Source organism: Vibrio sp. MEBiC08052, from assembly GCF_001506075.1.
In the GTDB taxonomy this organism is placed as follows: domain Bacteria; phylum Pseudomonadota; class Gammaproteobacteria; order Enterobacterales; family Vibrionaceae; genus Vibrio.
The window spans coordinates 3,231,134-3,245,677 of record NZ_KQ947475.1 but is presented as its reverse complement, the minus strand read 5'-3'; the positions used below and the strand labels follow the sequence as shown (position 1 = coordinate 3,245,677).

General features: G+C 44.7%; 3 protein-coding genes. All 3 read left to right on the top strand.

What is annotated here, in order from left to right; translation table 11 throughout:
- The 3 genes from VRK_RS14075 to VRK_RS14065 are packed head-to-tail and all read left to right on the top strand — an operon-like array spanning window position 1 to window position 14,428.
- Complete coding sequence (locus VRK_RS14075; RefSeq protein ID WP_197413112.1) at window positions 1–5,556, top strand: type I polyketide synthase; 5,556 nt, start codon at window positions 1–3, stop codon at window positions 5,554–5,556.
- Window positions 5,556–9,674, top strand: coding sequence for a type I polyketide synthase (locus tag VRK_RS14070; protein WP_059121950.1), 4,119 nt, complete (start codon window positions 5,556–5,558; stop codon window positions 9,672–9,674). Before VRK_RS14075 ends, VRK_RS14070 begins: the two co-directional genes overlap by 1 nt.
- Entirely contained in the window at window positions 9,671–14,428 is a 4,758-nt protein-coding gene (locus VRK_RS14065; RefSeq protein ID WP_059121949.1) for a non-ribosomal peptide synthetase, read from the top strand. Before VRK_RS14070 ends, VRK_RS14065 begins: the two co-directional genes overlap by 4 nt.
- Window positions 14,429–14,544: the final 116 nt, after the last annotated feature.

The following is a 14,544-nucleotide window of genomic DNA, read 5'->3' as shown; positions in this document are numbered from 1 at the left end:
ATGGAAAAATATTTACAGCAGATCGGACATTTATCCCGGAACCAGTTATTGCTGCTGGCTGCCCGCCAGCAGCAATCTTTGGAACATCAGCAGCAGTCAGCAGAGCAACGTTCGATAGAGAAACGACCGGACGTTCAGGAACCGATAGCCATTGTTGGTATGGCTTGCCGATTCCCTGGAGATGTCCGTGATCCTCAGTCTTTCTGGGAGGCTCTGGAAAATGGTCGCGATCTCATGTGCCAGCCTGAAGCGATAGGACGACAATTTGACTCGCGGCATCCGGAAGATCTTTGTATGGGATTACTCCGTGATATTGACTTATTTGATGCGGCATTTTTCGGGTTGTCTGAACGGGAAGTTGAGCAAATGGATCCGCAACAGCGTCTGCTGTTGGAAGTTAGCTGGGAAGCTTTGGAATGTGCAGGCTATAACCCTAGAGGGCAGAAAGAATCACTGACAGGGGTTTTTATCGGTATTAGTTCAAACGATTACGGGCGTTTTTCGACCGGGGGAGATAAGCCCTCTCTTTATAGTCTGACAGGAAATGCCGGTAGTGTTGCTGCCGGACGTATTGCCTACATGCTGGGACTCCAGGGGCCGACAGTATCCATTGATACTGCCTGTTCTTCATCTCTGGTTAGCCTTCATTTAGCGTGCCAGAGTTTAAAAATGGGAGAAAGCAATATGGCACTTGTAGGTGGTGTGAATCTGATTCTCGATCCCTACAATACAGCAAGTTTTTACGATGCTGGCATGTTGGCATCTGACGGTCATTGTAAAACATTCGATGCTTCAGCAGATGGGTTTGCCAGAGCCGAAGGCTGTGGCATGGTTGTTTTGAAACGTCTGAGTGATGCTCAAAGAGACGGGGATAATATTCGGGCTGTTATTTCAGGAAGTGCTGTTAATCAGGATGGGCGTAGTCAGGGGCTAACGGCTCCAAATGAACTATCTCAGGTCAAATTATTACGTGCAGCACTGAAAAATGCCGGTATGAGTACTTCTGATATTGATTATATCGAGTGCCATGGTACGGGAACGGCTTTAGGTGATCCGATAGAATTTTCTGCCCTTGCGACTGTATTTGGTGATGATCAGGCGCGCCGGGGAAATCTAATTATGGGAGCTGTGAAAACCAATATGGGCCATGCAGAAGCGGCTTCTGGTATGGCTGGACTTTTGAAAACTATATTATCGATCGAACATGGTGTTATTCCGCCAAATAAACATTTTCATCATCCCAGTCCTCATATTTTATGGGAGAAATTACCAGTAGAATTTCCGACACAATGTATGTTGTGGAGCGATACAGAACATCCCCGGACAGCAGGGATTAGCGCGTTCGGATTTAGTGGGACGAATGCTCATATTGTATTGACACAAGCACCAGAGAAAACCTTGCAGAAAGTGAGCCAGGCAGAGCGTTCCCATCATATATTGACATTATCTGCAGAAACCTCCGAGGCATTGGCGACGCTGGCAAAACGTTACAATGAAATGTTATCCGATAAGGAATATTTTGTTGGTGATGTCGGTTTCAGCGCTAATTCCGGAAGGTATGCTGCATCCCATCGGTTAGCTATTGTTGCCGAAAATACAACACAGCTTAAAGCTCTGATAACACAATATATTCAGGGAACTCCATCTTTGCAGATTAACCATGCATACAGTGAAAACGAGAAAAAAATCGCATTTCTTTTTTCCGGACAGGGTTCTCAGTATGCAGGCATGGGATATGATTTGTACCGCTCTTCTCCGGTTTTCAGACAGGTGATCGACCGTTGTGAAACAATTCTGGCGTCAGAACTTGATTATGCACTTACTTCGTTATTATGGGGTGAACATACTCATCTTATGCGCCAGACTGAATATACACAACCAGTTTTGTTTGCGTTTGAATATGCACTGGCAACATTGTGGCAATCATGGGGGATTCAGCCGGATATATTAATCGGGCACAGTTTGGGGGAATATGTTGCAGCTTGCATTGCAGGTGTTTTTAGTCTGGAAGATGGTCTGAAACTTGTAGCAACAAGAGGACGTTTGCTAACAGTACGGTGTCAGCCCGGCAGTATGATGAGTATTGCGGCACCAACTGATGTCGTTGCGACTATGATTCTTTCATTCCCCGGGGTCGTTATTGCCGCTGAAAATGGTCCGGCAAGTACAGTTGTTGCCGGAGATACCGATTGTATACTGGCATTGGAAGCCTATCTACAGGCACAGTCGTTGACGTATCAGATGCTGGTTGTTTCTCATGCGTTCCATTCACCGCTGGTCGAGCCGATGTGTGAAGCCTTTACGGAAGTGTTATCCCAAATTAAATGGGCTCGGCCTCAGCTTCCCGTGATATCTAATCTGACCGGCGAGCTTGCCGGTGAACAATTGTGTACCCCAGAGTACTGGCTTAATCATTTGTGTGAGCCAGTAAAATTTTATCAGGGAGTGCAACGGCTTGATGCTGATGGTGTGGATACCTATCTGGAAGTCGGTCCGTCGGCAACTTTATTGAGTATGGCTCGTCAATGTTTTCCATCCTCAATAAAACCAGTGCTCTGGTTACCTTCGCTTCGGCGGGGACATGACGAATGGCTGCAAATATTGACTGCAGCTTCTCAGCTTTATGTTTATGGACAGTCATTAGACTGGCAGTCACTTGAGCAGGGATTTCATCGTCAGCGAGTCACGTTACCAACTTATCCGTTTGAGGTTACTGGCCGATCATTCTGGTGCCAGAAGCAAGAGAAATCGTCTTTATCTCATCATGTAACAGCTCACTCTATTAATAATATTGATGATATAGACTCGGTATTATTGCCTCAGATTATTCCAATGGCTGAAGATGAATGGCTATGTTGTCTGACACTGGATCAGCATCACCCTGATTTTTTACAGGATCACCGTGTTCAGGGGACTGTTGTTGTACCTGCTGCCATGTTTATTGAACTGGCACTTGAAGCTGGAAGAGTCGTTCTGAAAGATGGACCTTTGTCTTTAAGTTCGATTGATATATTACGGATGCTGGTTATTCCTGATGGTGAAAAGATTGACGTTCAGGTTAAGATCAAACTGCTTCAAGATGGTACCTATCGTTTTTCGATCCACAGCCACCAGTTCCGCTGGGAGCAGCACTGCAGTGGAATCATTGAGTCTACGATACAGGTCAGGAACACCCCCCAGCACTCTTTGCAGCAAATTCAGCAGCAATGCCGCCAAGAGATTCCGATGTCGGAATATTATACACATATGGCTCAGGGCGGACTGGAACTTGGGCGTCAGTTTCAGACACTAAAGCAAATCTGGAATGGTGAGCAAGTGGCTTTGGCTCGGATTGGACTTTTGGAGGAAAGCGAGCAAAAGGGTTATTGTTTGCACCCGCTGCTGATGGATGCTTGTTTTCAAATACTGTCCACATTAATTCCCGAAGATGATGAGGCTCTTTATCTTCCTCGTGCTGTCAATCAGATCCGACTTTTTTCTAAACCAGATTCTGCACAGGTATGGGCGACCGCCCGACTAATCTCGTATTCACCGGAACGGCTACAGGCCGATTTTGAGCTTATCACTGATGATGGTCAGCTTGTCGCTATGATCGAAGGGTTACAACTGGTTCCTTTTTCTGGTCAGCACGCTACACCGATGACCTTTTATCAGCGTCAGTGGATTGAGTGGAAGCCCGATGAGAATGAAGATTTCCCTCTGGTTCAGCAAACATGGCTCATATTAGCCGATCAGTCGGGATTTGCGCAAAAGCTGGCTGATATTTTGGCCGATGAAGGACATCAGGTAACTTTAGCCTATGCAGATTCAATACCGTCTGAATCGGTTGGTCATGCACACAATCAACTGGTATTAGATCCAAACGATAAGTGCGGATTTGAACAGTTGTTATCTGTTTGGGGCGTACAGATAGAATCGACTGATAACTTGCATATTGTTCATTGCTGGAGTCTGGATACTTATGATGATGTGGTACAGAGTAGTCGTCTGAATGGTGCAGGCATCCTAAATTTGATCCAAGCGGTACCCAAAACGTTAGGTTCCGATATCCCTCAACTGACATTCGTGACGGAACAAGTTCACTCTGTTTTTAATGGAACAGAAGACCCGGTCATGAATCCGGCAAGCGCTATGTTATGGGGAATAGCTGATGTGATACGAATAGAGCACCCTGAATTTGGTTGTCTTTCTGTGGATCTTCAGTGTGATGAACCGTCTGGATATATAGAACAGGCCCGGCAATTATGTCGGCTGATCCACCGGCATGGCAAAGTGGATCAGGTTGCCATTCGTCGGGGAAGCTTGTGGAAAGCAGAACTTCGATCAGTGGCACCTTCGCAACAAAGTCATACCAATATTCGTCGTGATCGTAGTTATCTGGTTACCGGTGCTTTTGGTGGTATTGGTCAGCAGGTTACAACATGGCTTGCTGAACAAGGTGCCGGGCATCTGATATTGCTGAGCCGGAGCGAGCCTCAGGAAGCACCGGATGTTCTGGAAGAACGACTAGGCGTGCCAGTGACCGTTTTGACATGTGATGTGTCAAAGGCTGAGTCACTGAATTTTGCTCTTTCTCAGGTATCAGAACAGATATTCCCTCTGGCTGGAATATTACATTTAGCCGGAGAAGCACATGATACTGTTCTGATGAAACAGACGTGGGATGATTTTTCCCGGGTGCTCGCTCCCAAGGTATGGGGAAGCTGGCATTTACATCAGTTCACTGAAGAACGTGCTATTGATCTCGACTTTTTTGTCTGTTTTTCATCGGTTGCTTCATTATTTGGTTCTGCCGGACAAGCTGCTTACGCATCAGCTAATGCCTTTATGGATGGGTTAATGCAGTACCGTTGCCAACGTGGTTTACCCGGCATCAGCATCAACTGGGGACGCTGGGATGATACCGGAATGGCAAAGCAGGTCTCCGGACACTTGGAGAAAGTGGGATTACTGCCTATCTCTGCTGAACAGGGGGTACAGGCACTTTTCTGGTTACTGGGTACAAATGAGAGCCAGATTGGAGCGTTCAATATCGATTGGGTACGATTCTTTGAGTATCTGCCTGAAGGTCTGCACCTTTCTATTCTGGATTCAGTTCGTCAGACTATTTCTACTCAAAGTACTTCTATTCAGAGTAATCATGCAGTTAGTCCAGAGATAACACAGTGGCACCATTTGCCACCGACAGAACAACAGCAACAACTGGAGATTTATGTTCGCCGACAGGTGACATCGTTGCTTGGTCATGGGACGGACCGACATGTCCGGCCAAGAGACAAGTTTTTTGATATTGGCTTTGATTCCATGATGGCGGTTGAATTGAAAAATCGACTTCAGTCTGGTTTAAGCCTGACTCTTTCTCCGACTTTATTGTTTGACTATCCCAACCTTCAGGCTCTGAGCTGCTATCTCGGAGAACTGATCTTTGAACAAAGTCATGATGATGAGTCTGCTCCGAAACAGGCAGTTTCGGGGAATGTTGATGACATCAAATTACTAGATGACAGTGACATTGACAAGTTACTTGATGATTTAATTGAGGAAAACGTATTGTGATGAAGTCGTTTATTGATGAACTTAAGGGAATGTCTCCGAAACAACTGATGTTGTTGGCAGCTCAGATGAAACGTGAATTGACTGTGGCACAGAAACGACAACATGAGGCGATTGCCATTGTGGGAATGGGATGTCGTTTCCCGGGGGGCGTCACAACTCCGGAAGTCTACTGGGAGAGACTTTGTGAAGGATATGATGGTATCTCAGATGTTCCTGCGGATCGCTGGGATAATGAGAAATACTACGATCCGGATATCCGTGCTCCTTGGAAGATCAGGACAAAAAAGGCAGGTTTCCTTTCTGATATTGATCTGTTCGATGCGGGCTTTTTTGAAATTTCTCCCCGAGAGGCGATGAATATGGATCCCCAGCAACGCATGTTGCTGGAGGTGAGTTGGGAAGCATTTGAACAGGCGGGAATGACTCAGGCACAACTCTATGGGAAAAACACCGGGGTATTCATCGGCATCAGTGGCGCCGAGTATTTATCTGCTCATATTCAGTCAAATCCGGATGATTTAAATGGTTACATGGGCAGTGGTTCAACGCCTAGTGTTGCTGCCGGGAGAGTTTCTTATACGTTTGGTTTGACCGGGCCCAGCATCACTTATGATACGGCATGTTCTTCATCACTTGTCGCACTCCACCATGCGGTTGAAAGCCTGAGACGTAGAGAGTGTGACAGCGCATTGGCCGGGGCAACCAATTTGATTTTGCTGCCAGAGACAAGCTCGGTCTTTTCTAAAGCACAGATGTTGTCTCCCGATGGGTATTGTAAAACATTTGATGAGTCAGCAAATGGTTTCGTCCGGGGAGAAGGATGCGGAGTCGTTGTCCTCAAACGATTGTCCGATGCTCAGGCGGATGGTGACAATATTCTGGCAGTGATTAGAGGGAGTGCAGTCAATCAAGATGGTGCAACAGCAGGACTGACAGTCCCCAATGGCCATGCCCAGCAGGCTGTGATTCGAGCCGCATTAGATGACGCCGGATTGACTCCAACAGCAGTTGGATATATCGAAAGTCATGGGACCGGAACGGCTTTAGGGGATCCGATTGAATTAGGTGCTCTGGGGCAGGTGTTTCGTCAGGGGTTTAGTCGGGAGCAACCGCTTTGGGTTGGCTCGGTGAAAACAAATGTTGGTCATCTGGAAGCAGCAGCAGGAATGGCGAGTCTGTGTAAGGTTGTGATGGCGTTACAAAAGCGCGCCATACCACCGCATCTGCATTTTCAAACACCTAGTTCGAAAATTTCTTGGGAGACACTTCCTGTCCGGATTCCGACACAGACTCAGGCATGGGAACCACGTGAGGAAACTCGGGTTGCCGGGATTAGTGCGTTTAGCTTTATGGGAACCAATGCCCATATTTTGGTTGAGCAGGCACCTATTCAAAAGCAGCTTCCGGATGAACCGATAGCGGAACAACGAAAGGCATTCATGCTGAAACTGTCGGCTAAAAGTCTCTCGGCATTACGGGATATCGCAGCTGATTATCTGGCGAAGCTACAAGGTGAAAATCTATCTGGCTTGGATAAATTATGTGCTGCAAGTGCTGTTAGACGATCCGATTTTGCGTATCGGTTGGCTGCTATAGCTGAGACTTCACAGTCGATGGCGGAACAGCTACAAGCGTTTATCGATCAGCGCCAGTCGTCAGGTTTGCTCACTTCAGAGCAAGGGGAGCAGGAGCCGAAAATTGCATTTTTGTTCACCGGTCAGGGAAGCCAATATGTCGGGATGGGGAAGAATTTATATCAGTCGGAGCCTCATTTCAGACATGTATTGGATCAAATGGATGAACAATTTCTACAGTATATGGATGTTTCTTTATTATCTGTATTGTGGGGAGAAAATCACCATCTTCTTGATCAGACTCAGTACACTCAGCCCGCTTTGTTTTCTGTTGCATATGCATTGACAGCATTGTGGGAGCTGTGGGGGATTCAGCCTGATTTTGTTATGGGGCATAGTGTTGGTGAATATGTTGCAGCATGTACGGCCGGTGTATTTTCTTGGCAAGATGGATTCTCTCTCATTTGTGCCCGTGGACGTTTGATGGCCGAATTAGCTCAGCCGGGTGGAATGTTGTCTGTTCTCGCTTCTGTCGAACAAATTAAGCCATTGATCCTCGCAGACAAAGATAATGTTGCGGTTGCAGCCGATAATGGACCACGACAGGTTGTGCTTGCCGGAGATATTCAGACCTTAGAACGTATTCAGCAAACATTGCATACGATGGATATTACGGCAACGATGCTCAATGTTTCTCACGGTTTCCACTCTCCATTGATGACGCCGATGTTAGACGCATTTCGTGACGAGTTGGACAAGATCAGTTTTTCTGCACCGAAATTACCGATTGTTTCCAATATAACTGGTGAGTTGGCCGATGCTGATAAAATCTGTCAGCCTCAGTATTGGATTGACCATGTACTGGCTTGTGTTCAGTTCCGGAAAAGCATTCAGACTTTACAACAGTTTCATGTTGATACTTACATTGAAATCGGTACCGGGAATACTTTGTTGTCAATGGGGCGTCAGGTTTCTGAGAGGCATTCGGTATCTCGTCCTGTGGTATGGCTACCTTCTTTGGATCGGGGTAAGCAGGATGAATGGCAACTGATGAAAACACTGGGATATTTATATGTCCGCCATGCAAATATCTGCTGGTCAGGTGTTTATCCTAAGGGCTTTTCAACCCGCATAGAATTACCGAGGTATCCGTTTCAACGGCGGCGTTACTGGTTTTCAGACTCTCAGAAAACACTTCGGAAGTCTGATATGACCGCTTCATATATGTTTTCTGAAGGAAACTCATTGCTTGGAAAGCAGCTTTCTTTGCCAGCAGATGGTGATATTCGTTTTGAAAAATATGTCCAGTCTGACATGTCGGCGATACTACGCGATCACTTTTTGCTGGGACATTGTGTCATTTCAACATCCTACTATGCTGAAATGTTGTGGCTTCTGGGGCGTCAATTTGATCAAAGCTCTTGCTGGCGTCTTCAGGATCTGACATGGCACTCTCCCTGTATTGTCGCAGACGGGGAAGTAAAGCGGTTACATTCATTAATCACGAATACTCAAGATATGTCGAGGCAGGTTCAGGTATACAGTCAGTCAGTGGTTGAACATACCGATTCCATTGAACCATGGACAATTCATTTTTCTGCAGAGATGCATTCTGTCGAGACGCAATCTCTTCAAGCTGTCCCTGAACAGAAAATAAAAGAAGTTCAGGAAACAGGGCAAGTATTTCAGGGGAAAGATTTTTACCAATATCTGTCAACGACAGGATATATGTTGGGAGATACATATCGTTGGCTGAAGAAAGGCTGGACGACTCAGGATCAATGTGTCGCTTATGTACAAATGCCGGAGACAGTGGCCCTCGATACAGAAGTCTCTGTGTATCCCGGATTATTCGAATCTTGCTACCAATCCATGATGGTTTTGATTAACCGAATATATCCGGGGGTGCCTTATGCATTAAGCCGGATCAGCCAAATATCATGTTACGAGAATATTAAACCATCAGGCCAGTATAAGACTTGGGTGAAATTGACAACATTACCATCGGCTGCATCCGGGATTCCGGAGTCTCTCTGTGCAGATATCATCTTGATTCGCGATGATAAAGCCATTTGTTTGGTTTTACAGTCGGTTGAGGCTGCTCTGGTTAACGAAGACGCGATCCGAATGCTGGATAGTGCACAGCCAACTGCCGGGGACACTCGGATTTTTCTCACCGAGTTGTCACAGTTATCCGAAGAAGATCAACTTAAATCGCTCCAATTATATTTATGTGCGCTGATTGCTCCGGTTTTACAAATGAATGAACAGGATATTCCATTATATGAACCAGTCACCCGCCTTGGGATTGACTCATTAATGGCGATTGATATCCGAACCAAAGCCAAAAGAACGCTGGGGGTGATATTTTCATTAGAAGCTTTGCTGGGTCGGGGGACATTAAATGATCTGGCTGTTGATGCATTGCAGACACTAAAAGAGAGACATTTCTCGTTCGACGGGGAAGCGGAAAGCCTGATACAGGATGTTGTTATAGATACACAGGAAGATGTGTTGAATTTATTGGTTGAGGGAGAAATATGATCCAGGAACTGTTTGATCAATTGATAGCTCAGGAAGTTGAGCTTTGGCTTGAAGGTGATCGGCTTCGTTATCAGGGCCCGGATTCAGCAATTACTCAAGAATTACTTCATGTACTCAGAGAAAATAAACCTGAGTTAATTTCTTGTCTGAAAAAGTATCCGGAGAAGGGGCTGATTCGCTACCCCCTCAGCTATAGTCAAAAATCTCTTTGGATCATCTATCAGCAGGATCCGGAAAGCCCTGCTTATAACGTAACTTTAGCAATCAGCTTAGTGCAGGATTGTGATCTGGATGATTTACACCGGTCTGTCCGTCTACTGGTTCAGCGTCACGCATCATTACGGACTATTTACGTCGAAAGTGAGGGGAATCCGGTTCAGGTCGTTCAGCGTCAGGGAGCATTTGAATGGAATATTGAGTCCGCTGAAGCCCAAACAAACCAAATATTAGAACACTGGATTGCTGAAAAAAGCGATAAGCCATTCGATTTGTCCAAAACACCGTTGCGATTTGATATTCGTCAGGATGCGTCGGATAGCTGGACATTGGTCATGACTGTACACCATATTGCTGCCGATTTCTGGTCGTTGGAAATTATGATGAGAGAGTTGATGACTCTTTATCAGGCAGTGAGAAATGAAGGAACGGCTTCATTACCTGCTTTACCGTATCAATACCATGAATGGGTTGAAAAAGAACAACGTTGGTTGGCGTCGAGTGAAGGTCACATGAGCGAAGCTTTCTGGCTTCATGAAATGTCGGGTGGGCTCCCAGTTGTTCATTTACCTACAGATAAACCCCGACCAGCCAGAATGACCCGTCACGGAAATATCTGTCAGTTAACAATAGACAGCGCGAGAGTAAAACAAATTCGGTCATTATCAAAATCTTATCATGCGACGCCATTTGTTTGCCTGTTAACTGTTTTTCAGGTTCTATTACAACGGTTTACTAATCAGAATCAGTTGGTTATTGGCATACCGACTGCCGGCCGTATTGATGAGCATATGAATAATGTCGTTGGCCATTTTGTCAATACCGTAGTGTTTAAATCTGAGCTGAATTTGCAAGAACGCTTTGGGAATCTGGTTGAAGCATTTCATGTGCGGATTCTGAACTTGATGGAAAATCAAGGCTATCCGTTTCCAAAACTGGTTGAGCAGCTGAATCCTGAACGCGATTCCAGTCGTTCACCGATATTCCAGATTATGTACAACTGGAATCAGACACACGATAGTATCGATAAACGGGGGCTGACGTCTGATTATCAGCATCTTATTGAAAAGATTTTATATACCTCCAGTTCCGGTGGAAGTGGGACAACTCATGATTTAGTTCTTACCGTGACGGATGAAGGGGAACAGTTCCAGTGTTCATGGTTGTATAACTCTGATTTATTTGAAGTATCAACAATAGAGAGGATGGCAGCATCTTTTCTTGAACTTGTCGATGAAGTGATTGCCCGACCGGAAAACTCATTATGTGATTATGAAATTATGCCCGGTGACGAGCGGGAGAAGATACTGCAACTCTGGAATCAAAATGTGTCAGCGTTGCCTTCAGTTACAACTATCCATGAGTGGGTTGAAAAGCAAGTTGATATTCAGCCAGAGTCTATTGCTGTCAAAGATAGTGATGGGAAGTCTTACAGTTATCGGACTCTCAATCAGCAGGCTAATCAACTGGCGCGGTATTTGAGGGAACAGGGCGCTGATGAACATACCTATGTTGGTGTGTTTTTGGAACGTTCATTTGACATGCTTGTCGGTATGTTAGCTATTTTAAAAGCTGGTGCTGCTTATGTTCCACTGGATCCTGCTTATCCGGAGAATCGTTTAGCAGCGATTCTTGACGACTCATCTCCTGTGATTGTCTTATCTCAGTTGCATTTAAAAGAGAAGCTTGAGTTTGACTTACTATCATCGGTCAATTTAGTCATTGCGATAGATGATTCTTTGGTAATGAAGACTGTCAGCCAGTTTATGACAACAAATTTGAATCTATCTTTAAGTGCTGATGCATTATCACATATTATTTTCACTTCTGGTTCTACCGGTCGCCCGAAAGGCGTGATGATCCAACACCAAAATGTGATTGCTTTACTAGACTGGGCACAACGAGAGTACCAGCAGACTGATTTATCCGGAGTGCTTGCCGCAACCTCGATTTGTTTTGATCTGTCAGTCTACGAAATTTTCTTCACTTTAATTTCTGGTGGAACGATTATTTTAGTAGAAGATGCATTGCAATTACCTGAGTCTCCGTGGCGTGAGTCGGTGACCTTGATCAATTCAGTTCCTTCTGCGGTGACAGCACTATTACAACATCATGCTATTCCTGAATCGGTCAAAATCGTAAACTTGGCCGGTGAGCCACTCGTTCGCCATTTGGTTGAGCAACTTTATGCCTTACCTCACATTGAGAGAGTTTATAACCTGTATGGCCCGAGTGAAGATACTACCTATTCAACTTATGAATGGGTTCCTAAAGATGAAACTCGGGAACCGACAATTGGGCGTCCTATCAATAATACGTCAGCTTATATTCTGAATGCTGATTTGAATCCTGTTCCTATTGGTGTTTCGGGGGAGCTTTACCTAGGAGGGAGCGGTGTTTCTCTGGGTTACTTGCATCGCCCTGATCTAACTGATGAACGATTTATTTCGGATCGATGGAATCATCAAAAGGGAAAAAAACTATATAAAACTGGGGATTTAGTCCGCTACCTCCCTGATGGTCGTATTGAGTATCTGGGCAGAAGTGATTTTCAGGTCAAAATTCGTGGTTATCGCATTGAGTTGGGCGAAATTGAGAGTGTCATGCGTCGTCTAGATCATATTCAGGATGCAGTCGTTGTTGCACAAACCGATGGACAAGAGAATAGTCGTCTGATTGCTTACGTTATTCTTTCTGTACAGCAGGACTCTTGGCAGGAAGGGATTCGGCATCATCTGTATGAGTTGCTTCCTAAGTATATGGTTCCTTCTCAGTTCTTTGCGATTGATGAATTTCCTTTGGCGCAAACTGGGAAAGTTGATCGTCAGAAATTAATCGCTATGGTTCCGGAAAGTGGGCCTTCGGAAACAGTTTATACTGCTCCAAGTTCGGCATTAGAGCAGGAACTGGCAGAAATATGGCAGCAGGTACTTGGTAAATCAGAAGTGGGGATCTATGACAACTTTTTTGCTTCGGGCGGAGACTCGATTATTGCATTGAAAGTCGTTTCCCGGATGAGGCAATCAGGTTATAGCATTGCCATGAAAGATCTTTTTGAATATCAGAATATTGCTGAACTGGCTTACTTCATTTCTGAGTATACGACGGTATCCATGACCTCGGACTTTCAGGTAAAAACAATGGAGATCCCGGATTCCGGATATCGGGTTGAAGATTATGTTGATACCGGGAAAGCGGATTCAATTGAATCTGTTTACCCATTAGCTTCTTTACAGGACGCTTTTCTGCAAGAGTTGGGAGTGGTGGAATGCTCTACTGTTGAGCGTTTGATCGTTCAATACATTGCTGAGCTGGATAAGATTAATGTTCAGGCATTGAAACAGGCTTGGGATAGTGTTGTTCGAAGGCATGATATCTTAAGAACCAGTTTTCTGATGTCGGATTCCGGTGAGAAGTTGCAATTGGTTCATCAAGAAATCGTTCTGCCGTTTCAGGAGCTTGATTGGTCTGATCTTGAGCAATCTGAACAAGAACAAAGCTTTGAGCACTGGCTCGATGAAGATCGGCGCTCAGGCTTCTTTTTTGAAAAAGCGCCTTTATTACGCGTTCAGTTGATTCGGTTTTCTACTTCCTCGTTTAAAATGATATGGAGTTTTCATCATGCGCTATTGGATGGTTGGTCTGTTGATATCATTAAGCGTGAGCTAGTATCGTTTTATGACCAGTTTGCAAGTCAACGACAGCTGGATGTGGCACCGGGATATCCTTATTACCGTTATATCCAATGGCTACAAGATAAAGTTGTAGATCAGAGGGGCAGCCGTAAGTACTGGCAAGACTATTTAGCAGGGAAAAAACAATATACGCCTTATCCTGCATTGATGAAGCAGTCCACAGATGACCAGAACTCTCATAATTTTCTCCCCGCATATCATACGATTGAGTTATTGGATTCGTATTGCCTGAACCAGTTGGAAGTATTCGCACGGACTCAGCAAGTTACATTGAATGTCATTTTTCAGGCGGCTTGGGCATTGTTACTCAGGTTCTACTCGCATGAGAATGATGTACTTTTTGCTACTGTTGTTGCTGGGCGTCCGTCAGAACTGGATGGCTGTGATCAGATGGTGGGTTCTTTTTTCCAAGCTTTACCTGTTCGGATTCAAGTATCTCCACACTATGAAAAATCGGTGTGGCTAAAAGCATTACATCTCAACCAGATTTCTATGGAAGAATATAAATATGTTGGGCCAATTGTTATTCAGGAGTGTAGCCAACTACCGGAAGACACTCATTATGCCAGTCAGTCGATTCTTGTATTCCAGAAATTCTCTGAAGAAACCGGTGAAGCAGATAGCTTAAATTCATCACATTGGCTCCATCGGCAGCCAGGAGCATCAGCGCTGCATATTTCTTTAATCCCTCAAGATGAAAGCATAAAAGCTTATATACGTTATGACAGAAATAGTTATAACCCAGAAGTGCTTAATAAAATAATGGAAAAATATAAAGATATAATATCAATTTTGTCATTAGAGAAAATTAAGTATTTATCTGATACCAAAATATTTGATTGATAAAGATAGATAATCCAGAAAGTTGATATATCTATTATTCATCTGAACCAAAAGGATGGGTGATAGATATTCAGTAATCATTCAAATAATGAATGATATTAAGTTTGTTGATGATA

Coding starts and splice junctions, on each gene's coding strand:
- VRK_RS14070 (WP_059121950.1), top strand. CDS start 5,556: ATGAAGTCGTTTATTGATGAACTTAAGGGAATGTCTCCGAAACAACTG.
- VRK_RS14065 (WP_059121949.1), top strand. CDS start 9,671: ATGATCCAGGAACTGTTTGATCAATTGATAGCTCAGGAAGTTGAGCTT.
- VRK_RS14075 (WP_197413112.1), top strand. CDS start 1: ATGGAAAAATATTTACAGCAGATCGGACATTTATCCCGGAACCAGTTA.